This is a genomic window from Streptomyces sp. 11x1, assembly GCF_032598905.1.
Classification (GTDB): domain Bacteria; phylum Actinomycetota; class Actinomycetes; order Streptomycetales; family Streptomycetaceae; genus Streptomyces.
In genome coordinates this window covers 7,521,253-7,544,391 of sequence record NZ_CP122458.1, presented here as the reverse complement: position 1 = coordinate 7,544,391, position 23,139 = coordinate 7,521,253, and the positions used below count along the sequence as shown (strand labels likewise).

Here is a 23,139-nt window from a genome sequence, read left to right as displayed (position 1 = left end):
GATCGTCGCGTTGATCCCGGCGGACACCCACGTCGGTCGGACGATAAGGTCGTCCCTACGATGAGGGGCCACCCCCGCGCTTCCCACCACGGCCTGACGGCGACATGGTGTCGGCGACGCCTCCACCGATGACGAGACGACTGACGAAGGACCTGAAGTGAATATCCGCTCCCTCACCAGAGGCGACGGCGTCGTGATCGGAGCAGCGGTGTTGCTGTTCATCGCGTCGTTCCTCGACACGTTCGACGGCTCCGGCGACGACATCCCCAATGCCTGGGACAACCTCGGCTTGGTGATGAGCATGTACGTGGGCGGCATCATCGGCGCGGTGTTGATCGTCATCGCCCGTGCGCTGCCGCAGCCGCCCAAGGTCGTCGGTCTCGACCTGGGCCAGCTCGGGGTGGCCCTGACGATCTTCGCCGCGTGGACCTCGTTCTGGTCGATCATCGACCCGCTGGGCGCGATGGAGGAGTTCTTCGGCAGCTTCGGCGGCTCGGAGCCCGAGTCCGGCGCCGGTCTCATCCTCGGTCTGATCGCCGCGCTGCTCCTGGCCGCCGCCGCCGTCGCCACCCCCCTCGTCCCCGCTCTCAAGGCCGCCCTGGTCGGCGCCCCGCGGCCGGCCGCCCCGCAGCCGTACGGCGCGCAGCCGCCCGGTGGTTACGGGTACCCGGGCGCCGGTGCGCCGGGTCCCTTCGGTGCCGGTCAGCCGCAGCCCGGGCAGCCGGGCCCGGCAGCGCCGTTCGGTGGCGCTCCCCAGCAGGCGGCGGCGCCGCAGCCGCCGGCCAGTGACTTCTCGCCGTTCTGGTTCGCGGTGCCGGTGGCCCGTCCGCTGTTCGCGGAGGACGGTTCGCAGTCGACGATCGCCGAACTGGCGCCGGGCACCTGGTACCTGGCGGTGGAGCAGCGCGGCGCCAACCTGGTCGCCCAGACGCAGGACGGCCGTCGTGGTGTCCTCCAGGACACCAGCGGCATCCAGCGCGGCTGACCCTTACGCGATCCACCTCGCCGTACGACGGCCTGACGGCCCCTCGCTCTTCCGGGCGGGGGGCCGTTGCCGTACAGTCGCCTCCCGCCCCGTACAGCTGACGCACCGTCAGGAGGCAGGCGTATGCGGCTCGGTCTGGCACTCGGCTACTGGGGGCGCGGCCCCTCGGCGGACCATGTCCCGCTCGCCCAGGAGGCGGAGCGGCTCGGGTACGACTCGGTGTGGACCGCCGAGTCGTGGGGCTCGGACGCCTTCACACCGCTCACCTGGATCGCGGCGCGGACGTCCAGGATCAAGCTGGGCACGGCGGTCGCGCAGATGGCCGCCCGGTCGCCGACCACCACCGCGATGCACGCCCTGACCCTGGACCATCTCTCCGGTGGCCGGGCCATGCTGGGGCTCGGGCTCTCCGGGCCTCAGGTCGTCGAGGGCTGGTACGGGCGGCCGTTCCCGAGATCGCCGCTCACCGCGACCAGGGAGTACGTCGACGTCGTTCGCCAAGTACTCAGGCGCGAGGCTCCTGTTGAGCTCGACGGGCGCTATCACCCCCTACCCTACGACGGGCCGGACGGTACCGGCATCGGCAAGGCGCTGAAGTCCATCACCCACCCGCTGCGGGCCGGTCTCCCCGTCCTGCTCGGCGCGGAGGGACCGAAGAACATCGCGCAGACGGCCCGGATCGCGGACGGCTGGCTGCCGTTGTACTGGTCGCCGTCACGGACCGAGGTCTACGAGGCCTCGCTGACCGACGCGCCCGAGGGCTTCCTCGTCGCTCCCATGGCACGGGCGAGGGTCTGCGACGACGTCGCCGAGGGGCTGTTGCCGGTGAAGGCCATGCTCGGCTTCTACATCGGCGGGATGGGGCACGCCCGGCGCAACTTCCATGCCGACCTCATGGCCCGCATGGGGTACGAGGAGGAGGCCCGGCGCATCCAGCGGCTCTTCCTCGACGGGCGGCGCGAGGAGGCCGTGCTCGCCGTGCCGGACGCGTTCGCGGACGAGATCTCGCTGGTCGGGCCGCGCGAACGGATCGCGGAACGGCTGGAGTCGTGGCGCAAGGGACCGGTGACGGACCTGCTGGTGCTGGCCCCCGATCCGCACACGCTGCGGGTGCTGGCGGAGCTCAACTCCTAGGCGATCGGGGGGCGTCGAGGGGGCTCGCGACAGCGGGCGAGGTTTGGCCGGGGGATGACGGGCAACCCGTCAGGCATGTCTCGATATAGCGGTTCCAATCAGGCGGGCCGGGTCATCGCGATAGTCGCCGATGTCATGGCGTTCATCCTCGGCCTGTGGATCCTGATGTACCTGCTGGGCGCGAACGGCACGAACGACTTCGTGCAGTTCGTCCATGACGCGGCCCGCTGGCTCGCCGGCTGGTCGCACGACCTGTTCACGTTCGACGAGCAGTGGGCCAGGGTGGTGGCCGGGTACGGCCTGGCGGCCGTCGTGTACCTGTTCGTGGGGCACGCCATCGCCAATCGCATGCACCGCCATTGAGCGGGTTCGGGTACGCGGGAGGCTGACAAGCAGGGGGCGCAGCCCCCGCTTGTCAGGGGCGCGGGGAACTGCGCGAGAAGCCCCACGCACCCGCACCCGACGACGCGCCCCTCACTTCAGCAGCACTCCGCGTCCAGCCCGGAGGGCAACCGCTCCCCTCCGAACACCGCGCACGTCGCCTCGTCGCCCCCGAGCGCGGCCACGGCCAGCAGCAGTGAACCCGCGGTCCAGGAGGTGAGTTCCTCGGGCCAGACCGCCCCGTCCTCGAAGACGTACCCCGTCCAGTACAGGCCGGAGTCGGGGTCGCGGAGGTGCTGGAGGGACTGGAGTATCTCCAGGGCGCGGTCGGACTCGCCCATCGCCCAGAGCGCCAGGGCGAGTTCGGCCGACTCGCCGCCGGTCACCCAGGGGTTGGGGACCACGCAGCGGACACCGAAGCCGGGGACGACGAAACGGTCCCACCCCTCCTCGATGCGGGACTTGGCCTCGGCGCCGGTGAGCGCGCCGCCGAGCACCGGGTAGTACCAGTCCATCGAGTAGCGGTCCTTGTCGAGGAACCGCTCGGGGTGCCGGCGTATCGCGTGGCGCAGGGCACCCACCGCCAACTCCCAGTCGGGTTGCGGCTCCTCGCGCTGCTCGGCGATCGCGAGGGCGCAGCGCAGCGCGTGGTGGATGGATGAACTGCCCGTCAACAGGGCGTCGTTCACCGGTGTGCCGTCGTCCTCGCGCTTCCAGCCGATCTGCCCGCCGGGCTGCTGGAGCCGCAGGACGCACTCGATCGCCGCGTAGACGGCGGGCCACATGCGGTCGAGGAAGGTGTCGTCGCCGGTGGCCAGGTAGTGGTGCCAGACACCGACGGCGATGTAGGCGACGAAGTTGGTCTCGCGGCCCCGGTCGGTGACGTCGTGGGCGTCGCCGTCGGCGTACGCGGCGTACCAGGAGCCGTCCTCGTTCTGGTGCCGGCGCAGCCACTCGTAGGCGCGCTCGGCGGCCTCGTGCTCACCGGCGGCGTCCAGGGCCATGGCCGCCTCGGTGTGGTCCCACGGGTCGAGGTGGTGTCCGCGGAACCACGGGATGGCGCCGTCCGCGCGCTGCACCGCGAGGACGCCCCGCACGGTGGCGGCGGCCTCCTCCGCGGTGAGGACCCCGGGCAGGACCAGGTGTTCTGTCCGGGGCGTCGTCACTTGGCGGCCGCCCCGGCCTCGGTGCCGGCTTCGGCCTCGGTCCCGGCTTCCCCGGCGATCCGGGGCAGGTGCGGCTTGGTCGCGTAGGCCACGAAACTCTTGCCGATCAGGGGGTTGAGGGCCTGCTCGGCGACCCGCGTCGCCAGCGGCTTCTTCATGATGTCCCAGACCAGCAGCTTGTGGTACGCCTTCACCGGCAGCGCCTTGTCGTTGTCGACGCCGAACGCGCACTTCAGCCACCAGTAGGGCGAGTGCAGGGCGTGGGCGTGGTGGGTGCCGTACGGCTTGAGGCCCGCCTCGCGGATCTTGGCCAGCAGCTCGTCCGCCTTGTAGATGCGGATGTGACCGCCCTCGACCTCGTGGTACGCGTCCGAGAGCGCCCAGCAGACCTTCTCGGGGCCGTAGCGCGGCACGGTGACGGCTATGCGGCCGCCGGGCTTGAGCACCCGGACCATCTCGGCGAGGACGCCCTTGTCGTCGGGGATGTGCTCCATCACCTCGGAGATGATGACGACGTCGAAGGACTCGTCGGGGAAGGGCAGCGCGAGGGCGTCGCCCTCCATCGCGGTGGCGGTGGCGCCCTCGGGGGCCTCGCCCGCCTCCTTCATCGCCGCGAACCACTTGGCGACCTCGCGGATCTCCTCGGCGTTCTGGTCCAGGGCCACGACCTGGGCGCCTCGCCGGTAGCACTCGAAGGCGTGCCGGCCCGCTCCACAGCCGAGATCCAGGACCCGGTCCCCCGGGGCGAGCGGGAACCGGGAGAAGTCGACGGTCAGCACGTGGCCCTGCTTTCGCGGTTGGCGCTTTCGCGGTGTGTTTCTGCTGCTTCTTCGACGGCCTCGACGCCGTCGACGGCTGCGGCGGCTCCGGCGGCCGAGACGCCCTTGCGGGCGATCGCCTCGCGGTAGTGGGCGACCGTGCCCTCGGCGGCCTTGGCCCAGGTGAACCGCCGCAGTACGCGCTCGCGCCCCGCGCGGCCGAGCCGCTGCCGCAGGCCGGGGTCGCCGAGGAGGCGGCCGAGCGCGGTGGCCAGGGCACCCGGATCGCCCGGCGGAACCGCGAGGCAGGTCTCGCCGTCGGGTCCGGCGACCTCCGGTATGGCTCCGCCGGTGGTGGCGACCAGGGGCGTACCGGTGGCCATGGCCTCGGCGGCGGGCAGCGAGAACCCTTCGTACAGCGAGGGCACGCAGGCGACCTCGGCCGAGCGGACCAGGTCGACCAGTTCGGCGTCGGAGATGCCCTTGACGAAGTCGACAGCGCCTTCGAGGCCGTACCGTTCGATCGCCTGGGCGACCGGGCCCTCGGTGGGCCGCTTGCCGACGACGACCAGATGGGCGGCGGTGTACTCGGTGCGCACCTTGGCGAGCGCCTCCACGAGGAAGACGAGCCCCTTGAGCGGCACGTCGGCGCTGGAGGTGGTGACGATCCGGCCGGGCACCTGCGGCACTTCGGGATTCGGCGAGAAGAGGTCGGTGTCGGCGCCGATGTGCACGACGTGCATCCGGTCGTCGCGCACGCCGAGGTGGTCGACGATCTCCTGACGGGAGGTGCCGGAGACGGTGAGCACGGACGGCAGACGGCGCGCGACCCGCTTCTGCATACGGGTGAACGCGTACCAGCGGCGCACCGACATCCGCCGCTGCCGGCCCTCGGCCGCGTCGAGCTCCAACTGCCGGTCGACGGTGATGGGGTGGTGGATGGTGGTGACGAGCGGGGCCCCCACGTCCCCCAGCAGCCCGTACCCGAGGGTCTGGTTGTCGTGGACGACGTCGAACTCGCCGCGCCGGGCGCGCAGATGGCGGCGGGCGCGGAGCGAGAAGGTCAGTGGCTCGGGGAAACCGCCGGTCCACATCGTCGCCACTTCGAGGGCGTCGATCCAGTCGCGGTACTCGTCCCGCTTCGGGGTGCGGAAGGGGTCGGGCTGGCGGTAGAGGTCGAGGCTGGGCAGCTCGGTGAGGGAGATCCGGCCCGGTCCGTCGTCGGGGACGGCGTCCTCGTCGAGCACGGGGTAGGGCTGGGAGCCGATCACCTCGACGCGGTGACCGAGCCGGGCCAGCTCGCGTGAGAGGTGCCGTACGTAGACGCCCTGGCCCCCGCAGAACGGGTTCCCTTTATAGGTGAGGAGCGCGATGTCGAGCGGTCGCCCGCCGTCGGCGGCAAGGTCACGTCGGGACCCCGCCCGACTGGCCTCAGCGGTCACTCCTGGCCCCCTTCTCACTGCGATTTCCCGTGAGATTACGACGAGACGGTAATCTAGAACAAGTTTCAGAGTTGATCGTTCAAGAGGCTCTGAATCTACCGGCTGGTAGAACCGCTGTGAGAGATGGATCAGGTGATTCACGCCACGGCACACGCCCTGGCATGCTCTGTGATCGCATATCCTCACCGACCGTCACGACCGCCACGGAACGAGAACCATGCCTGCGGAAGCCAAGGTGGAGACCAAGCTGGAGGCGAAGGTGGAGGCGAAGATGGATGCCGGCACCGCGCGACCGGACTCGCCGCCCCTCACGGAGCGCCAGGAGGCACGCCGGCGCCGCATCCTGCACACGAGCGCCCAGTTGGCCAGCCGGGGCGGCTTCGACGCCGTGCAGATGCGCGAGGTCGCGGAGTCCTCACAGGTCGCCCTGGGGACCCTCTACCGCTACTTCCCCTCCAAGATCCATCTGCTGGTCGCCACCATGCAGGATCAGCTGGAGCACATGCACGGCACACTCCGCAAGAAGCCCCCGACCGGCGAGACGGCCGCCGAGCGCGTCGCCGAGACCCTGATGCGGGCCTTCCGGGCCCTGCAGCGCGAGCCCCACCTCGCCGACGCGATGGTGCGCGCCCTCACCTTCGCCGACCGCAGCGTCAGCCCCGAGGTCGACCAGGTCTCCCACCAGACCACCGCGATCATCCTCGACGCCATGGGGCTGGACGACCCGACCGCCGAGCAGCTCTCCGCCGTCCGCGTCATCGAGCACACCTGGCACTCGGCCCTCATCACCTGGCTCTCCGGCCGCGCGTCCATCGCCCAGGTGAAGATCGACATCGAAACGGTCTGCCGCCTGATCGACCTGACGGCCCCGAGAACAAGCAGCAAATAGAGCACACGGAAAGACCTACGAGACGGGTTCCCTGCGCCGGCATTACCCGGATCAGGTGCTGGGGTCGCCTTCCGGCCCTGTCCTGCTGCCTTCCGGCCTCTCAGCCCGACCGTCGACGTCGGCATCGGCGGATCTGCTACCTCGCGCCCATGTCGGCTACTCCGGTCGGCTCCCTCACTCGTCTCGTAGGCTGATTTCCACTTTAGAACTCTCATACGAGAATGCAACCCCTCATATGGGATTTTTTACCCGCAGAGCATGATCTTCGGCATCGCCCCTAGCCCATGATCTCCAGCCCGCTCCAGCTCCGCCCGATCGCCTTCTCGCCCGCCCACCGGTCCAGCAGCCGTCTCGCGTCCTCCTCCGGGGCCGCGAGGCGCACGCGCTGGGCGCCGGTGCGGGTCGGGGTCGCCTCCTTGTGGAGCGTGCCCTCGCTGCAGCAGGCGCAGTGCACGGTGACGCTGTCGGCGGTCTCCGCACCGAAGTCGTGGTCGCCGAAGAGAGCGAGGAGGGCCGCCAGGTCGGCGCTCTCGCCGACCGCGACCGTCACTTCGAGGGTGGGCAGGTCGGACCCCTCGAAGAGCAGCAGCTCGTCGAAGACGGGGAAGGTCGAGCCGTCGACGACGCGTTCGCCGTTGGGCTGGCCGTCGTGCAGGACGATCTCGCCGTAGCGGCGGCCGCCCGTCACGGGGACGTTCACCACGCGGCCGCGCGTCGGGCACAGCCGCTCGATCCACACCACCTCGTGCCGACCGTCGGTGTCCAGGCGCACACAGGCGTGACCGAAGCGGCCCTCGATCTCGCCCTCGCCGTCCGGGACCTGGATGCCGAAACCGGCCCAGGCGTCGCGCGCGACCGCCCAGTCGCGGCGGATCGTCGCCGCGATGCCGAGGTTCCAGAACGCGGGGTCGCCCTCGCCGCGTGGCGCGCGGGCGGCGGCCTGGACGCCCAGCTCGAAGGCCTTGTCCCAGTGGCACAGGAACTTGTGGCCGAGCGCGGCGTCGTACCACCACGCCGCGCTCGGCTTCTCGTCCGGGAAATGGGCGAGCACCTGTTCGTAGAGGTCGGCGGCGCGCTGCCACTCCTCGGCGTCCCAGGCCGCGTACGCCTGCTCGATCAGCCTCTTGGCCTCGGCCTTCCGCACTTCTTCCCGCCCCGCGTGTGTGTTCGTTCGTGTGCCGACCGCAGAGCGTAGGCCCCTACTCCTCCGGCGGGAACACCGGCTCCCCGCTCCCGAGCAGGGCGATGGAGATCGCCTCCACCGGGCACCCCTCCGCCGCCTTCAGGACGCGTTCGTGGGCGTCGGTCTCCGGTTCGGCGGGGTGGGACTGCATGGCGGAGTCGAGGCGGAAGGAGTCCGGGGCGAGGTGGACGCACTGGGCCGAGCCGATGCAGAGGGACCGGTCGACCTCCACGTGCCAGCGGTCGCCCATCATCCGACGCCCTTGCCCGCCGTGACGCCGGCGGGCGGCTCGTAGCCGGGCGGCAGGTGGATCATCTTGTGCTCCAGGTACTCGCCGTAGCCCTCGGGGCCGAACTCGCGCCCCAGGCCGGAGTTCTTGTAGCCACCGAAGGGGCCGAGCATGTCGAGGCTGAAGGTGTTGACGGAGTAGGTGCCCGTGCGGACCTGCCGCGCGATGTCGATGCCGCGTTCGTCGTCGGCGGTCCAGACGCTGCCGCTGAGCCCGTAGTCGGAGTCGTTGGCGATACGGACGGCCTCGGCCTCGTCGCCGTAGGGCAGGAGGCAGATGACCGGGCCGAAGATCTCCTCCCGGGCGATGCGCATGGAGTTGTCGACGTCGCCGAAGAGGGTCGGTTCGACGTACCAGCCGCGCTCCAGGTCCGCCGGACGGCCGCCGCCGGTGAGGATCTTGGCGCCCTCCTCCTGGCCGATGCGGATGTAGTCGAGGCTGCGGCGCTGCTGGCGGGCGGCGACGAGCGGGCCGAGTTCGGTGGCCGGGTCCAGGGGGTCGCCGACCTTCAGCGCGGAGGCGTAGGCGGCGAAGGCCTCGGCGAACTCGTCGTAGCGGGTACGCGGGACGAGGATGCGGGTCTGGGCCACGCAGGCCTGACCGTTGATCATCCAGGCGAAGGGGGCGATGCCGTTCACGGCGGTCTGCGTGTCGGCGTCGGGGAGGATCACGGCCGCCGACTTGCCGCCCAGCTCCAGGGTGACGCGGGTGAGGTTGCGGGCGGCGACCTCCATGACGCGTTTGCCGGCGGCGACCGAGCCGGTGAAGGAGACCTTGTCGACGCCCGGGTGCCCGACCAGGTACTCGCTGACCTCACGGTCGGCGGGAAGGATGGAGAGCACCCCCTCGGGCAGGCCGGCCTCGGCGGCGATCTCCGCCAACAGGTAGGCGTCCAGAGGGGTTTCGGGGGACACCTTCAGGATCGCCGGGCAGCCGGCGAGCAGGGCGGGGGCGAGTTTGGCGGCGGCGGTGAACTGCGGCACGTTCCAGGGGACGACCGCCGCGACCACACCGACCGGCTCGCGCCGGACCAGGATCTGACCGAGGACGCCGCCGCGCCGCTCCTCGTACGTGAAGTCGCGGGCCGTGGTGATCGCCGCGTCCCACGCCATCATCGACGCGAGGGCCTGCACCATCACGCTGGAGGTGAACGGGGTGCCGTTCTCGGAGCTGATGATCCGGGCGAACTCCTCGTGGCGCACGGCGAAGGCGTCCTTGATCCGGGTGACGACCTCGATCCGCTCGTCGAGGGTCGTCCGGGGCCAGGGGCCGTGGTCGAAGGCGTGGCGCGCGGTGGCCACGGCGCGGTCGACGTCCGCGCGCGAGGCGTGCGGGACGCGGCCGATGACCTCCTCCGTGTGCGGCGAGACCACCTCGATGACGTCCGTGCCCAGGGGGTCGGTCAGCTCCCCGCCGATGAACAGCTGTCCGTGTTCCACGAGTTCGGTCATGGCCGTTGCCTCCCGGAGCCACTTCTCTGACATACCGTCAGTTTCGAATAGGGAACTGATACCAGTTCCAGGAGAAGGAGTCCATGTCGCGAGCGGGCCGGTACGGACACCCGCGCGTTTTCACGCCCATCCCCGATGGAACTCGTTCTAGTTATAGTGGGCCCATGACACAGGTGACCGATCACGGCGGAGGCGTACGGTCCATCGAGGTCCCCATCCCGGACAACCCGCTCGGCCACACCCTCGTGTACGTCGTCGACACCGACCGGGGGCCCGTCCTCGTCGACACCGGCTGGGACGACCCGGCGTCCTGGGACAGGCTCGCGGCGGGCCTGAGCGCGTGCGGCACATCGGTCGCGGAGATCCACGGGGTCGTGATCACGCACCACCACCCCGACCACCACGGCCTCTCGGGGGCGGTGCGCGAGGCGTCCGGGGCGTGGATCGCGATGCACGCGGCGGACACGGCGATCGTCCGGCGCACGCGCGGGACCGGCCCGGAGCGCTGGTACTCCTACATGACGGACAAGCTCACGGCGGCCGGCGCGCCCGAGGAGCACCTCGCGCCCCTGCGGGCCCCGCGCCGCCCGCGCGCGCTGCCCGGGTTCTCCCCCGCGCTCCCCGACCGCGAGATCGTGCCCGGCGAACTCCTCGACCTCCCCGGCCGCCGCGTCCGCGCGATCTGGACGCCGGGCCACACACCCGGACACGTCTGCCTCCACCTGGAGGAGGCGCACCCCGCCCAACTCCCGGGCCAGGGGCGCCTGTTCTCCGGCGATCACCTCCTGCCCGAGATCAGCCCGCACATCGGCCTCTACGAGGACCCGGACGACGACACCGTCACCGACCCCCTCGGCGACTACCTCGACTCGCTGGAACGCGTCGGCCGCCTGGGCGCCGCCGAGATCCTGCCCGCGCATCAGTACGCCTTCACCGACGCGGCCGCGCGCGTACGGGAGTTGCTGGCCCACCACGAGTTGCGGCTCACCGACCTGCTCGCCCTGCTCTCCGCCCCCCTCACCGCGTGGCAGCTCGCCGAACGCATGGAGTGGAACCGCCCCTGGCCCCAGATCCCCTTCGGCTCGCGCAACATCGCGGTCTCAGAGGCGGAGGCCCATGTGCGGCGGCTGGTGAAGCTGGGCAGGGCGGAGGCGGTGGCGGGGACGGATCCGGTGCGGTACGTGGCGGTGTGAGGCCTCCGGCGGTGTGAGGCCTCCGGCGGTATGGGGCTTCCACTCAGGCCGCCGTCGCCGGATCCGCGAGCCCGCGGATCAACTCCTCGGCCGGTCCCATGAGTTCGTTCTCATGCACGGACATCGTCGGGTTGGCCGTCCGGCGTCGCCTCGCCTCGGCCAGCCCGTCCTCCGTCAAGCCGGAAACGCCCTCGGACCGGTTCGCGAGGAGGGAGACGAGGATGGCGTGGGCCAGGTGGGCGCGCGGGTCGGCCTCGTCGACGGCTACCTGCGCGAGGATCATCGCCGAGACACCCCAGTCGAGGCCGGGCGGCCCCTCCTCGGTGTTGTTCCAGTCGATGACCTGCGGACCGCACGGCGTGAGAAGGACGTTCTCCGGGTGGAGGTCCAGGTGAAGGACGCTGGAGGCGGGGCGATGCCGGGGCGGAAGGGCGTGGAGGGTCCGCAGGAGGCGGGCCAGGGTGGCTCCGACCTCCGCCGGGGCGATGCGGCCGCCGGCGCAGGCCTCCAGCAGGGTCGGCCCGGACAGCCGCTCCAGCACCATCTCCGTACGGTTCGCCGAGCGGACGCGCGGGACGGGGTAACCATGGCTCCGCACGTGCTCCATGACCTCGGCCTCGGCCGCCGCGTCACCCGACCCGTCCCGGTAGCGCCGCAGTACCCAGGGACCGTCGCGTCCGGATTGTCTGTCGGCTCCGTCACGGTCGGCGGGGCCGCCGGGGGCGACGGTCCCGGTGTCCCCGGCGAGGCCGCCGGGACCGTGCGGTCCGGACTCGCCCTCGTCGGCGTGGAGTTCGTACACGTCGGCCGTGCGGCCCGCGCCCAGCAGTCTCCCCGTACGCATGGCCCGAACCTATCGCGGCCCACGAACGGCCCTCAGGATCCTGGCTACCGGCAGGTAGAGTGACCGCGTCGTCATCACACCCGTACAGGGGGAAGCCGGTGCAAATCCGGCACTGACCCGCAACCGTGAGCCGCCCGCGACAGGGTGGCAAGTCGGACTGCCCTGGAGGGAATCGTGACCGGCTCGCGTCACCGGCGGCCCGCCGGTGCACGGCACCGTCGAGGAATACGGAGCCGAGCCGCCCGGCGCTCCGCCGTGCCGCCCGGCTCCCCGTCAGGGAGAGGCAGCCGCCGATCATGAATGTCCGCCGCAGCGCCGCGGTCGTCGCCGTACTGGTCGCCACAGCCGGGCTCGGCACCGGGACCGGTACCGGTTTCGCGTCGGCCGCCTTCGCCGCCGACACGGCGTCCGAGGCGTCCACCGCTCCCTCCGCCTCGCCCTCCCAGGCGATCCCCACCGGACTGTACGGATACACCGACCCCACGTACGACGGCGTATGGCGGCAGTCCCTCGCCCTGCTCGCCCTGGACACCGTGGGTGAGAAGCCCGGTGCCGGGGCCGTGGAGTGGCTGGTCGGGCAGCAGTGCGCGAGCGGGGCGTTCGCGGCGTACCGCGCCGACGCGACCGCGCGGTGCGACGCCGAGACGGCCGTCGACACCAACAGCACGGCCGCCGCGATACAGGCACTCGCCGCGGTCGGCGAGCAGGACGCCGAGGCCGGCCGGGCGGTGCGGTGGCTGAAGGACAACCAGAACGAGGACGGCGGCTGGGGCTACACACCGGGCGGGCCCAGCGACGCGAACTCGACGTCCGTCGTGATCGGCGCGCTGGCCGCCGCCGGTGACGCCCCGGAGAAGCAGCAGAAGGACGGCAACTCCCCCTACGACGCCCTGCGTTCCCTCGCCCTCCCCTGCGGCGACGGGGAGACGGGCGACAAGAACGGCGCCGAGGACGGCGGCGCCTTCGCCTACCAGCCCGACAAGAAGGGCGGTCTCGCCGCGAACGCCGACGCCACGGCCGCCGCGGTGCTCGGCAGCCTCGGCGAGGGGTTCGTGGTCGAGGCTGGCGGCGGCACGGGGAAGGACAAGGACAACGGCACGGACAAGGGCCAGGGGAAGGGCAAGGGGTCGTTCGGCGCCTGCGTCCCGGGGGACTCCCCGGAGGAGCTCGCGCACAACGGGGCCGTCCACCTGTCCGGTGCCCTCACCGCCGACGGCTATCTGAAGTCCTCCCTCGCGGGTGCGGAGGACCAGCCCGACCACGGCACCACCACCGACGCGGTCGTGGCGCTCGCCGCCGCCGGGAACCTGGCCGCCACCGACAAGCCGCTCGCCTGGCTGCGGAAGAACTACGGGGTGTGGGCGGCCAAGGCAGGGCCCGCAGCGTACGCCCAGCTCGTGCTCGCGGCGCACGCCTCCGGTGGTGACCCGCGTGACTTCGGCGGTGCCGATCTCGTCGCCCAGCTCAAGGACACCGGCCCGGCCGGTGAGGGGAGCGACTACTCCTCGGTGCCGTACGACGACACGACCGCCGGGGACGAGGCCGGCGACGGCCTCGGAGCGGGCGCCTGGTGGGCGATCGGACTCGGGCTGGTCGTGGTCGCCGCCACCGCCGGGTTCGTGTTGGTGAGGGCCGGCCGGAAGCGGCCGCAGGCATGACCGGGCGTCGCAGGGGAGCCGCACGGGGTTCGGCTGCCGTGACGCCGGGCGGCGCGCTGTCGCCGGTGCTCGTGTCGCTCGGCGCTCTGCTGCTCCTGCTGGGGAGTTCGGGGCCCGCCCACGCGGCCGCGTACCGGTACTGGTCCTTCTGGGAGCGGGACGGTTCCGCCTGGGCGTACGCCACCCAGGGGCCGTCGACCGCGCGGCCGGCGGACGGGGAGGTCCAGGGCTTCCGGTTCGCCGTGAGCCGGGACTCGTCGGACGCGGTCCAGCCGCGTGGCGCCGCCGACTTCGCCTCGATCTGCGGGGACACGGCAGCGCGGGGCGGGGAGAAGCGGGTCGCGCTGGTCATCGACTTCGGTACGGCCGCCGACGCGCCGGAGGGCGAGACACCTCCGAAGGCGCGTACGGCCTGTGCGCGGGTGCCGGACGACGCGACCACGGCCGAGGCGTTGGCGTCCGTCGCCAAGCCCCTCCGGTACGACACGAACGCGCTGCTCTGCGCGATCGGGGGATATCCGGTGCGGGGCTGCGGCGAGGCGGTCGACTCCGGTGCCGACACCGGCACCGACTCCGGTGCCGAGTCCGCGTCCACGTCCCCGTCCGCGTCCGGCTCCGACGGTCGTGCCGATGACCCGAGTTCGTCGGCCGACGGTGCCACCCAGGAGGGCGAGGGGCCGTCCGTCGGGCTGTTCGTGGGCGTGGGAGCGGTCGCCGTGCTGGGAGGCGCGGCGGTGTGGCGGGCGCGGCGGCGGGGATAGGGCGGCGCGGTGCGAGGGTTCAACACAGGGCGCCCGGATTCGGGGGCGGCCGGGCGCAGGGTGCGCGAGTCGGCGGTACGAGGTGGCGGGGTCGGGGTGCATCCCCTCGCCTGGTGGGTCTGGGCCCTCGGGCTCGGCACCGCCGCGTCGCGCACCACCAACCCCCTGCTCCTCGCCCTGCTCATCGCGGTGGCCGGATACGTCGTGGCCACGCACCGGACCGACGCCCCCTGGGCCCGCTCGTACACCGCGTTCGTGAAGCTCGGGCTGGTGGTGCTGGGCGTCCGGCTCGGGTTCGCCGTCGTGCTGGGGTCGCCCGTCCCCGGGACGCACGCCCTGGTCACGCTCCCCGAAGCGCCGCTTCCCGCCTGGGCGCAGGGGATCCGGCTGGGCGGCCGGGTCACGGCGGAGGGCGTCCTGTTCGCGCTGTACGACGGGTTGCGGCTGGCCACCTTGTTGATCTGCGTCGGTGCCGCCAACGCCCTGGCCAACCCGGCCCGCCTCCTCAAGTCCCTCCCCGGCGCCCTGTACGAGGCCGGGGTGGCCGTGGTGGTGGCGATGACGTTCGCCCCGCATCTGGTGGCGGACGTACAGCGGTTGCGGGCCGCGCGGCGGCTGCGGGGCCGGCCGGACCGGGGCGTACGGGGGCTGCTGCACGTCGGACTCCCGGTGCTGGAGGGCGCGTTGGAGCGGTCGGTGGCACTCGCTGCCGCGATGGACTCGCGCGGCTACGGCCGGACCGCCGAGGTCCCGGCACCCGTCCGCCGTACGACCGCCGCGCTCACCCTCGGTGGACTGCTCGGCGTCTGCGCGGGAACGTACGGCGTGCTGACCGCCGAGGGCGGCGGCTACGGCCTCCCCGTGCTGCTCGCGGGAGTGGCCGCCGCGCTGGCGGGACTGCGGCTGGGCGGCCGTCGCTCGCCGCGCACCCGCTACCGGCCCGACGCATGGGGGGTGCGGGCGTGGCTGGTGGCCGGGTCCGGGGTGGCCGTCGCCGCGCTGCTGATCGTCTGCGCCGCGTACGACCCCGCTGCCCTGCACCCCACCGTCGTCCCGCTCACCTCCCCCGACCTGCCCCTCCTGCCCGCCGCCGCGATCCTGCTGGGCCTGCTGCCCGCGTTCGCCGTCCCCGCGCCGACCGCCGCCCCGTCCGAGGAGGAAACCTCGTGATCCGCTTCGAGGATGTGTCCGTGACGTACGAGGGCGCGGCCGAACCCACCGTCCGGGGCCTGGACTTCGAGGTCCCGGAGGGTGAACTCGTGCTGCTCGTGGGGCCGTCGGGGGTGGGCAAGTCGACCGTGCTGGGGGCGGTGAGCGGGCTCGTGCCGCACTTCACCGGGGGCACCCTGAGCGGCCGGGTGACGGTGGCGGGGCGGGACACCCGTACCCACAAGCCGCGTGAACTCGCCGACGTGGTCGGCACGGTGGGCCAGGATCCGCTGTCGCACTTCGTGACGGACACGGTCGAGGACGAACTCGCCTACGGGATGGAGTCGTTGGGGCTCGCCCCGGACGTCATGCGGCGCCGGGTGGAGGAGACGCTCGACCTGCTGGGTCTCGCCGACCTCCGGGACCGCCCCATCGCCACGCTCTCCGGCGGCCAGCGTCAGCGCGTCGCGATCGGCTCCGTCCTCACCCCGCACCCCCGCGTCCTGGTCCTGGACGAGCCGACCTCCGCCCTGGACCCGGCCGCCGCCGAGGAGGTCCTGGCCGTGCTCCAGCGGCTCGTCCACGACCTGGGCACGACCGTGTTCATGGCCGAGCACCGCCTGGAACGCGTCGTCCAGTACGCCGACCGGGTCGCCCTCCTCCCGGCCCCGGGAGCCCCGCCGGTCCTGGGCACGCCGGCCGAGGTGATGGCGGTCTCGCCCGTGTACCCACCGGTGGTGGACCTGGGCCGCCTGGCCGGCTGGTCCCCCCTCCCCCTGACAGTCCGGGACGCCCGCCGCCGCGCGGAACCACTCCGAGAAACCCTCGCCCTCAAGGGGCGCGGGGAACTGCGCGATCAACCACGACTCACCCGCACCCCGCACACAACAGAAGCCCCCGAGCTCTCCCCGCCCCCACGATCCCCCTTCCTGCGGCGCCTCCTGGGCAAGCGCTCCCCCCTTCGCGCCCCCTCGTCCCCCACCGCTCCGGCGACGGTCACGGCCCTCGATGTCCACCGCGGTCGCGTCCACGCCCTCACCCACGTCTCCCTCACCGTCACCCCCGGCGAGACGATCGCCCTCATGGGCCGCAACGGCGCCGGCAAGTCCACCCTGCTGTCCGCGCTGGTCGGCCTGGTGGAGCCGACTGCCGGTTCGGTCCGGGTGAGCGGCCTGGTCCCCCACCGCACGGCGCCCCAGGATCTCGTACGCCGCGTGGGCCTCGTACCGCAGGAACCCCGTGACCTGCTGTACACGGACACGGTCGCGGCGGAGTGCGCGGCGGCGGACCGGGACGCGGGGGCCGCCCCGGGCACGTGCCGGGCCCTGGCCTCCGAGCTGCTGCCCGGGATCGCCGACGACACGCACCCGCGCGACCTGTCGGAGGGACAGCGGCTGGCCCTCGCGCTGGCGGTGGTCCTCACGGCCCGCCCGCCGCTGCTCCTGCTCGACGAACCGACCCGGGGCCTCGACTACGCGGCCAAGGCACGTCTGATCGCGCTGCTGCGCGGCCTCGCGGCCGACGGGCACGCCATCGTCCTGGCCACGCACGACGTGGAGCTGGCCGCCGAGCTGGCCCACCGCGTGCTGATCCTCGCGGACGGGGAGGTCGTGGCCGACGGGCCGACCGCCGAGGTGGTCGTCGGCTCCCCCTCCTTCGCCCCGCAGGTCACGAAGATCCTCGCCCCGCAGCCCTGGCTGACCACGGCCCAGGTACGACGCGCCCTGCGAGCGGCGCCCCCGGAGCCGGCCACCCCGGAGGAGCTCTCATGAGCAGCCCCTCGCGCGCCCGCCCCGTCCCGCTCTCCCCCCGTACCGTCGCCGCCCTCCTCCTCGTCAGCCTGGTCGGGGCCGCGGCCTTCGGCTGGCCCTTCTTCGCGGACCCCGGTTCGCAGGTGACCGCCCACGCGCAGGACGCGCCCTGGTTGTTCGCCGGGCTGCTGGTGCTGCTGGTCGGGGTCGTCGGCGCGACGCTCTCCGAGGCGGGGCTCGGGGCGAAGGCGGTGGCGATGCTCGGGGTGCTCGCGGCGGTCGGCGCGGCGCTGCGCCCCATCGGGGCCGGAACCGCCGGGATCGAGCCGATGTTCTTCCTCATGGTGCTCAGCGGCCGAGTCCTCGGCCCGGGCTTCGGCTTCACCCTCGGCGCGGTGACGATGTTCTCGTCCGCGCTGCTCACCGGGGGTGTGGGCCCGTGGATGCCGTTCCAGATGCTGGCGATGGGCTGGTTCGCGATGGGTGCCGGGCTGCTGCCGGGCGCCCATCGCCTGCGCGGCCGCGCCGAACTCGTCCTGCTCGCCGGGTACGGCTTCGTCGCCGCCTTCGCGTACGGCACGGTCATGAACCTCTACGGCTGGCCCTTCATCGACACCCTGGCCTCGACCATCGCCTACGACGCGGACGCGGCCCCGGCCGCCAACCTCACGCGTTTCCTCGCATACTGCCTGGCCACCTCACTCGGCTGGGACCTGGGCCGCGCGGTCGTCACCGCCGTGCTGACCCTCACTCTCGGCGCCGCCGTCCTCAAGGCGCTGCGCCGGGCCACCCGCAGGGCCGCGTTCGAGAGCGCGGTCACATTCGCCCCGCCCGCCCGGTGACGCTCGGGCGAGGCACCGTTCACCGTCCGTCGCGCGAGCCGTGAAGCACCCCACAGGACCCAGGTCACATACGAACCGGGCTCGTAGATCGAAGTGTTTGGCATGCACACGGCCTTACGGGCGCTGACCTGGGCTTTGAGAGCCACGTCACAGAGGGGGCCTTCGGCGCGGATACGACTACAACTAGCAAAAGGGGTCATTGCAGACGCCCGCTCCGGCTGTTTCTCTGGATGAGTCGCAACGGCGCCGACGTGCCCACCCGGGCCTCGGCGCCGACGTACGCCCCCACCGCACCTCATGTGGTGAAGGCATGCCCGCGACGACCATGACCCCGAAGAAAAGGATCCCCGTGACCCGCTCCGCTCTCCGCCGCATCGCCTCCCCGAAGAAGGCCCTCGCCGGTGCCACCCTGGCCGTCGCCGCCACCGGTGCCCTGCTCGCCGCCGCGCCCGCCCAGGCCGCGTCGGAGGCCTCCCAGGCCCAGGCTGTCGCGAAGAAGATGATCGGGAACTCGGCCCAGTACAAGTGCTTCTCCAACATCGTCGACCACGAGAGCGACTGGGACGTCAACGCGACCAACGCGTCCTCCGGTGCCTACGGCCTGGTCCAGGCGCTCCCTGGCTCCAAGATGGCCTCCGCCGGCTCCGACTGGAAGACCAACGCCGCCACCCAGATCAAGTGGGGCGTGGACTACATGAAGGACCGCTACGGCAGCCCGTGCGGCGCATGGAACTTCTGGCAGGCCAACCACTGGTACTGATCCGGCACCACCGGCGCGACCGAGCGCCGGCACGGACCGAAGGCGGCGGCCCCCGATCCCCGGGGCCGCCGTCTTCGTCGCGTTCCGGGGGCCGACCGACCCGCTCCTCTACCCGCACGCCCCGCCCGACTCCTGGTCCGGCAGGTACAGCGCCCTCTCCTGCCGGGTGAGGTCACGGTGGACGGCTCGGCAGAGGTGGTCGATCGCCTCGGCGGGCAGGGGCAGGTCGACGTCCCACAGACGGATACGGTCGCGGTGGTCACCGACCGCGAGGGTGCGACCGTCGGGACTGAACGCGAGCCTCGCCGCGCCACCGTCGGGGAAGGTCTCCCGGGCGTACCGGGTGGCGGTGTCCCACAGCCGTACCGTGCCGCCCCCGGCCGTGGCGAGCGTGCGGCCGTCGGGACTGAACGCGAGCGTGACCGGGCCCTGGGTGAGGCTGACGGTCAGCGTGGCGTCGAGGTCTCCGCTGCCGGTGTCCCACAGCCGTACCGTGCCGTCGGCCTCGGCGGAGGCGAGAGTGCGGCCGTCCGGGCTGAAGGCCATCGACTCCACCTGCCGGAACATCATGGCCGGGTTGTCGCGCGCCCCCTCGGGCGGAGCGCTGCCGGCCGGTTCCGTGAGCGTGCGGCGGACGCGTCCGGTATCGGGATCGCGCAGCCGGATCTGCGCCTTCCGGCCCCCGGTGGTGGCGAAGACCTCGCCCGTGGGGCTGAACGCCAGCGCCGAGCCCTCCTCGGCCTTGGGGAGTTCGGCGCGGGGGCGCCCGGTGCGGGGGTCGTAGAGGTGGAGGCCGTCGCCCACCGTCACCAGCGTGCGGCCGTCCGGGCTGAAGACCATCGCGTTGACGAAGTGGTCGGGGAGGGTGATCCGCGGTCGGCGGGTGCGGACGTCCCACAGCTGGGCCCGGATGCCGGAGGTGAGGGCGAGCGTCCGGCCGTCGGGGCTGAAGACGACCTCCCCGACGTGGGTCAGGCCGTCGTCGAGCACGGCGCGCGTACGGCGGGTACCCGTGTCCCAGAGCCGTACCGTGCTGCGCATGTCCCTGGGGTCGTCGGACCTCGTGCTGCTGCTGGTGACCAGGGTGTCGCCGTCGGGGCTGAAGGACATCGACCGCAGATCGTCGCCGGGGACGTCCAGCGTGGCCCGGGGGCGGTTCGTGCCCGCCTTCCACAGCCGGATCGCGACGTCACCGCCGCCGCCACCGCCGAAGGTGTCGGCCTGGTTGCCCGCGGCCAGTTCGGTGCCGTCGGGATCGAACGCCACCGACATGACGGGGCTGGTGTGACCGGTGAGGGTGGTGCCGGCACGGCCGGTGGCGAGGTCCCAGAGGCGTACGGTGCCGTCGTAGCTGCCGGCGGCCAGGGTTTTGCCGTCCGGGGCGAACGCCATGGACTCGACCCTGCTGCTGGCGCTGGTGAGGGTGGTCCGCTGCTCGCCGTCGGCCACGTCCCACAGATGGACGGTGCCGTCCTCGGTGCCGGTGGCCAGGGTCTTCCCTGCCGAGTCGAAGGCCAGTGAACTGACCACGCCGGTACCGCTCTTGAGGGTGTGGAGCACCTTCCCGGTCTCCAGGTCCCACAGTTGGGCGGTGTGGTCCCTGGTGCTGGTGGCGAGGGTGCGTCCGTCGGGGCTGAACGCGACCGCCATCTCCAGCCCGGTGGGGCCCTTGAGGGTGGTCACGACCCGGCCGTCGGCCACGTCCAGCACCTGCCCGCCCTCGGCGACGGCGAGCGCGCGACCGGCGCGGTCGAAACCGACCGCCGCCATGTTGTCGTCGTCGGGGTCGCGCAGGGCGACCGCGTCCCGTACGCGTCCGGTGTCCAGGTCCCACAGCCGCGCGTCGTCGTTGTGGCTGGTGGCGAGGGTCCGGCCGTCCGGGGCGAAGGCCACGGTGCGGACGAGATCGGGGTCGTCCGCGTCCGCACGGCCGGTGAGCACCGTGTTCGTCCGTCCGGTCCTGGTGTCCCACAGCCGTACCGTGCCGTCAAAGGCGCCGCTGGCGAGGGTCTTCCCGTCGGGGCTGTAGACCAGCGCGGACACGGTCTCGGTGTGTCCGGTCAGCCGGCGTTCGAGGGGGACGGCAGCGGCGGCGTACAGGCTCCGGGTGGCCTCGCGGGTGGGGCTCGTCCGGTACGCCTTGATGGCCAGCAGTGACGCGAGGTCGGTGTCGCTGTCCAGCAGGGCGGCGGACTGTGCGGCCAACTGGCGGGAGAGACCGTCGCGTTGGGCGTCCAGGGCGCTCTGGCGCTGCCAGTAGGCGACAGCGGTGGCGGTCAGGGCGAGGGCGAGCAGGCCGGCCAGGGAGGTGACGAGGACGCGCAACCGGCGGGTGGTGCGGGCCTTGGCGCGCTCCTCCTGCTCCAGCGCGCCGAGACCGGCCGCGAGGAAGGCGGCCTCCTGATCGGTCAGGTCGTCGGTGTGGCCCGGCCCCCCCGAAGTACTCCCGCGCCCTGGCGAGCCGGCTCCCCCGGTACAGCGCGCCCGCGTCACGGCCCAGCTCCTCCCAGGACCGGGCCGCCTCGGTCAGGTGCCGGTGGGCGCGCAGCCGGTCACGGTCCTCCTCGATCCAGCCGCGCAGCCGGGGCCAGGCGGTGATGAGCGCCTCGTGCGCGAGGTCCACGGTCGGGCCGTCGAGGGTGAGGAGGCGGGCCCGGGTGAGCGCCTCCAGGACCCGGGCGACCTCCTCCCGTCCGGTGCCCGTGGTCTCCAACTCGGCCCGTTCGGCGGGCCGGCGGGTGTCGGGGGTGCCGTCACCGGGCGAGATGAGCCGCAGCAGCACCCGGCGGGCGGTGGCCGCCTCGCTGTCGGTGAACCGGCTGTGGACGTCCTCGGCGGTCTTGGCGATCGCGCCGTCCAGGCCGCCGGCCGCCTCGTAGCCGGCGAGGGTGAGGGCCTTGCCCCGGCGGCGCCGCCAGGTCTCCAGCAGGACGTGCGACAGCAGGGGCAGCCCGCCGGGTGCGTCGGTGATCTCCTCGACGAGCCGGGTGGTCAGCGCCCGCTCCACGGTGAGTCCGGCGGCCGCGGCCGGCTTGACGACGACCTCGCGCAGTTCGGCCGGACTCATGGGCCCGGCCAGCAGGTTGGCGTCCCCGAGCGCCTCGGCCAGCGCGCGATGCTCGGCGCACCGGCCGTAGAAGTCCGCGCGCACGGCCAGCAGCACCCGCAGCCCACTGTCCGGTTCACGTGCGGTGAGCAACAGGTCGATGAACCGCGCGCGTTCGACCGGGTCGTGACAGAGGGTGAACACCTCCTCGAACTGATCGACCACGACGAGCGTGTCACCACGTCCGGGACCGACACCGGTACGGCCGGGGGCGGAGCCGACGCCGGTACGGCCGGGGGCGGAGGCACGGCCGGGGCCGGAGCCGGGGCCAGAGCTGAAGCCGGAGCCGGAGCCGGAGCCGGAGGCACGGCCGGGGCCGGAGCGGAGGCCGGAATCGGAGCCGGAGCGGAGGCCAGGCCCAGAGCCGAGGTCAGACCTGGAACCGGTGCCACCGCCGACGCCAGAGCCAGAGCCGAGGTCAGACCTGGAACCGGTGCCACCGCCGGCCCGTTTGCCACTACCGCTGTCGCCCCCGCCGCTGTCGCCGGTGTCGCCGCCCGTACCCCCTCCACCCCCGGTCGTCTCCCGCAGCAGTTCATAGGTTCGGGACAGTTGGTCGCCGGGGGTCAGGATGCGGATCGCGGACGGCCGTAGGGCCAGGTCCTCGGACTCCCTCAGGACCGGGATCAGGCCGGCGCGCAGCAGGGAGGACTTGCCGATGCCGGAGGGGCCGAAGACCGCCGCGAACCGCCGTCGGCGCATCAGGTCCACGAGGTCGGCGGTGAGGCGGTCCCGGCCGAAGAAGAGGCCGCTGTCCCCGGTCTCGAACCGGGCGAGCCCCCGGTACGGCGGCTCCGCCGCCGTCTCGTCGGCGTCCGGGTCGAAGGCCGCGGCCTCCTCGACCGCCTGCTGCCACCGGGCCTCCCACTCCGCCGGATCGCCCCCGCAGGCCCGTACGAAGGCCAGGGCCACCGGCAGCGTGGGCAACTGCTCGCCGCCCGCGGCCTGGGAGAGGGTGGTGATCGAGTAGCCCGCCCGTTCGGCCATCGCCCGGTAGGTGAGGCCGCCCGCCTCGGTCCGCAGTTTGCGCAACTCGAACGCGAACCGTTGCACCGGCCCGGCCCCCGGATCGACCGGCACCTCACGACGACCCGCCACCGCGCTGTTCCCCTCCCACCACACCCACACCGTCCGCCACCAACGTACGCATCCGGCCGCCCAAGCGGCGAGATCGCGTCCGGCCATTGTTTGGCAGCCTCGACCCCCCTGCCTAACAATGCGCGACCCGGTGAAATCAAGGGTGTGGGCGGAACGGGGGCCGCGCACGACGGGGGAACGGGCGGTTCGACCGGCCGCCACGGGGGAGTACGGCGGCACGGGGGACTTGCCGCCACGGGGGAAGGCCCTGCTGGTCGCGGGACGACCAGCAGGGCCCTTTTCCCTGCTCCCCCTCTTCC

General features: G+C 72.8%; 20 protein-coding genes and 1 riboswitch. Of the genes, 11 read left to right on the top strand and 9 right to left on the bottom strand.

Annotated features, from left to right (window positions below; translation table 11 throughout):
* Window positions 1–157 precede the first annotated feature (157 nt).
* The 3 genes from P8T65_RS33130 (at window position 158) to P8T65_RS33120 (ending at window position 2,482) form a co-directional block, all read left to right on the top strand.
* On the top strand, window positions 158–985 hold the full coding sequence (locus P8T65_RS33130) for a DUF5336 domain-containing protein (protein WP_316728868.1): 828 nt from the start codon (window positions 158–160) through the stop codon (window positions 983–985).
* A 123-nt stretch (window positions 986–1,108) separates the two neighbouring features.
* A complete protein-coding gene (locus P8T65_RS33125; RefSeq protein ID WP_316728867.1) occupies window positions 1,109–2,119 on the top strand; it encodes an LLM class F420-dependent oxidoreductase in 1,011 nt (336 codons plus the stop codon).
* A gap of 75 nt (window positions 2,120–2,194) precedes the next feature.
* Window positions 2,195–2,482 carry a hypothetical protein gene (locus P8T65_RS33120; protein WP_184894776.1) on the top strand — a complete coding sequence of 96 codons (288 nt, stop codon included), beginning with the start codon at window positions 2,195–2,197 and terminating at the stop codon, window positions 2,480–2,482.
* 116 nt (window positions 2,483–2,598) lie between these two features.
* Here the strand turns inward: P8T65_RS33120 and P8T65_RS33115 are convergent, their stop codons facing one another.
* The 3 genes from P8T65_RS33115 to P8T65_RS33105 are packed head-to-tail and all read right to left on the bottom strand — an operon-like array spanning window position 2,599 to window position 5,866.
* Window positions 2,599–3,666, bottom strand: coding sequence for a prenyltransferase/squalene oxidase repeat-containing protein (locus tag P8T65_RS33115; RefSeq protein WP_316728866.1), 1,068 nt, complete (start codon window positions 3,664–3,666; stop codon window positions 2,599–2,601).
* Window positions 3,663–4,445, bottom strand: coding sequence for a class I SAM-dependent methyltransferase (locus P8T65_RS33110; RefSeq protein WP_316728865.1), 783 nt, complete (start codon window positions 4,443–4,445; stop codon window positions 3,663–3,665). Before P8T65_RS33110 ends, P8T65_RS33115 begins: the two co-directional genes overlap by 4 nt.
* Complete coding sequence (locus P8T65_RS33105) at window positions 4,439–5,866, bottom strand: glycosyltransferase family 4 protein (protein ID WP_316728863.1); 1,428 nt, start codon at window positions 5,864–5,866, stop codon at window positions 4,439–4,441. The genes P8T65_RS33110 and P8T65_RS33105 overlap by 7 nt, the downstream gene beginning before the upstream one ends.
* 217 nt (window positions 5,867–6,083) lie before the next feature.
* Here P8T65_RS33105 and P8T65_RS33100 point away from each other — a divergent pair, with 217 nt between their 5' ends.
* Window positions 6,084–6,755 carry a TetR family transcriptional regulator gene (locus P8T65_RS33100; RefSeq protein ID WP_316728862.1) on the top strand — a complete coding sequence of 224 codons (672 nt, stop codon included), beginning with the start codon at window positions 6,084–6,086 and terminating at the stop codon, window positions 6,753–6,755.
* 277 nt (window positions 6,756–7,032) lie between these two features.
* On the opposite strand, the gene P8T65_RS33095 is transcribed toward P8T65_RS33100, so the two are convergent.
* The 3 genes from P8T65_RS33095 to P8T65_RS33085 are packed head-to-tail and all read right to left on the bottom strand — an operon-like array spanning window position 7,033 to window position 9,678.
* On the bottom strand, window positions 7,033–7,899 hold the full coding sequence (locus P8T65_RS33095) for a tetratricopeptide repeat protein (RefSeq protein WP_316728861.1): 867 nt from the start codon (window positions 7,897–7,899) through the stop codon (window positions 7,033–7,035).
* A 55-nt stretch (window positions 7,900–7,954) separates the two neighbouring features.
* Window positions 7,955–8,188, bottom strand: coding sequence for a ferredoxin (locus tag P8T65_RS33090; protein WP_184898588.1), 234 nt, complete (start codon window positions 8,186–8,188; stop codon window positions 7,955–7,957).
* Complete coding sequence (locus P8T65_RS33085) at window positions 8,188–9,678, bottom strand: aldehyde dehydrogenase (RefSeq protein ID WP_316728859.1); 1,491 nt, start codon at window positions 9,676–9,678, stop codon at window positions 8,188–8,190. Before P8T65_RS33085 ends, P8T65_RS33090 begins: the two co-directional genes overlap by 1 nt.
* Before the next feature lie 164 nt (window positions 9,679–9,842).
* Here P8T65_RS33085 and P8T65_RS33080 point away from each other — a divergent pair, with 164 nt between their 5' ends.
* On the top strand, window positions 9,843–10,871 hold the full coding sequence (locus tag P8T65_RS33080; RefSeq protein ID WP_316728858.1) for an MBL fold metallo-hydrolase: 1,029 nt from the start codon (window positions 9,843–9,845) through the stop codon (window positions 10,869–10,871).
* Window positions 10,872–10,914: 43 nt separating this feature from the next.
* On the opposite strand, the gene P8T65_RS33075 is transcribed toward P8T65_RS33080, so the two are convergent.
* Window positions 10,915–11,715, bottom strand: coding sequence for a phosphotransferase (locus P8T65_RS33075; RefSeq protein ID WP_316728857.1), 801 nt, complete (start codon window positions 11,713–11,715; stop codon window positions 10,915–10,917).
* Window positions 11,716–11,801: 86 nt separating this feature from the next.
* Window positions 11,802–11,878: riboswitch (cobalamin riboswitch) on the top strand.
* 133 nt (window positions 11,879–12,011) lie between these two features.
* Here P8T65_RS33075 and P8T65_RS33070 point away from each other — a divergent pair.
* The 6 genes from P8T65_RS33070 to P8T65_RS33045 all read left to right on the top strand — a co-directional run bounded on the left by P8T65_RS33070 (window position 12,012) and on the right by P8T65_RS33045 (window position 18,636).
* Window positions 12,012–13,373 (top strand): prenyltransferase/squalene oxidase repeat-containing protein, encoded by a 1,362-nt coding sequence (locus P8T65_RS33070; RefSeq protein WP_316728856.1) that lies wholly within the window; start codon window positions 12,012–12,014, stop codon window positions 13,371–13,373.
* Window positions 13,370–14,134, top strand: coding sequence for an SCO2322 family protein (locus P8T65_RS33065; protein ID WP_316728855.1), 765 nt, complete (start codon window positions 13,370–13,372; stop codon window positions 14,132–14,134). The genes P8T65_RS33070 and P8T65_RS33065 overlap by 4 nt, the downstream gene beginning before the upstream one ends.
* A gap of 96 nt (window positions 14,135–14,230) precedes the next feature.
* A complete protein-coding gene (locus P8T65_RS33060) occupies window positions 14,231–15,304 on the top strand; it encodes a CbiQ family ECF transporter T component (protein WP_316728853.1) in 1,074 nt (357 codons plus the stop codon).
* Window positions 15,301–17,055, top strand: coding sequence for an ATP-binding cassette domain-containing protein (locus P8T65_RS33055; protein ID WP_316728852.1), 1,755 nt, complete (start codon window positions 15,301–15,303; stop codon window positions 17,053–17,055). The genes P8T65_RS33060 and P8T65_RS33055 overlap by 4 nt, the downstream gene beginning before the upstream one ends.
* A complete protein-coding gene (locus P8T65_RS33050) occupies window positions 17,052–17,876 on the top strand; it encodes an ECF transporter S component (protein WP_316728851.1) in 825 nt (274 codons plus the stop codon). The genes P8T65_RS33055 and P8T65_RS33050 overlap by 4 nt, the downstream gene beginning before the upstream one ends.
* Before the next feature lie 310 nt (window positions 17,877–18,186).
* The gene (locus tag P8T65_RS33045; RefSeq protein WP_184894750.1) at window positions 18,187–18,636 is read left to right on the top strand and encodes a transglycosylase SLT domain-containing protein; all 450 of its coding nucleotides are present in this window, start codon (window positions 18,187–18,189) and stop codon (window positions 18,634–18,636) included.
* A 108-nt stretch (window positions 18,637–18,744) separates the two neighbouring features.
* Here P8T65_RS33045 and P8T65_RS47430 read toward each other — a convergent pair whose 3' ends face one another.
* Together P8T65_RS47430 and P8T65_RS47425 are read right to left on the bottom strand one after the other, a co-directional pair.
* Window positions 18,745–20,529, bottom strand: coding sequence for a WD40 repeat domain-containing protein (locus P8T65_RS47430; RefSeq protein ID WP_399103305.1), 1,785 nt, complete (start codon window positions 20,527–20,529; stop codon window positions 18,745–18,747).
* A 94-nt stretch (window positions 20,530–20,623) separates the two neighbouring features.
* Window positions 20,624–22,840, bottom strand: coding sequence for a helix-turn-helix domain-containing protein (locus P8T65_RS47425; protein ID WP_399103303.1), 2,217 nt, complete (start codon window positions 22,838–22,840; stop codon window positions 20,624–20,626).
* Between the last annotated feature and the right edge of the window lie 299 nt (window positions 22,841–23,139).

Bases quoted from the DNA above. Each gene is read 5' to 3' on its own strand.
- P8T65_RS33120 (WP_184894776.1), top strand. From the start codon at position 2,195: ATGTCTCGATATAGCGGTTCCAATCAGGCGGGCCGGGTCATCGCGATA.
- P8T65_RS33100 (WP_316728862.1), top strand. From the start codon at position 6,084: ATGCCTGCGGAAGCCAAGGTGGAGACCAAGCTGGAGGCGAAGGTGGAG.
- P8T65_RS33070 (WP_316728856.1), top strand. From the start codon at position 12,012: ATGAATGTCCGCCGCAGCGCCGCGGTCGTCGCCGTACTGGTCGCCACA.
- P8T65_RS33080 (WP_316728858.1), top strand. From the start codon at position 9,843: ATGACACAGGTGACCGATCACGGCGGAGGCGTACGGTCCATCGAGGTC.
- P8T65_RS33045 (WP_184894750.1), top strand. From the start codon at position 18,187: ATGCCCGCGACGACCATGACCCCGAAGAAAAGGATCCCCGTGACCCGC.
- P8T65_RS33075 (WP_316728857.1), bottom strand. From the start codon at position 11,715: ATGCGTACGGGGAGACTGCTGGGCGCGGGCCGCACGGCCGACGTGTAC.
- P8T65_RS33125 (WP_316728867.1), top strand. From the start codon at position 1,109: ATGCGGCTCGGTCTGGCACTCGGCTACTGGGGGCGCGGCCCCTCGGCG.
- P8T65_RS33050 (WP_316728851.1), top strand. From the start codon at position 17,052: ATGAGCAGCCCCTCGCGCGCCCGCCCCGTCCCGCTCTCCCCCCGTACC.
- P8T65_RS33090 (WP_184898588.1), bottom strand. From the start codon at position 8,188: ATGGGCGACCGCTGGCACGTGGAGGTCGACCGGTCCCTCTGCATCGGC.
- P8T65_RS33085 (WP_316728859.1), bottom strand. From the start codon at position 9,678: ATGACCGAACTCGTGGAACACGGACAGCTGTTCATCGGCGGGGAGCTG.
- P8T65_RS33065 (WP_316728855.1), top strand. From the start codon at position 13,370: ATGACCGGGCGTCGCAGGGGAGCCGCACGGGGTTCGGCTGCCGTGACG.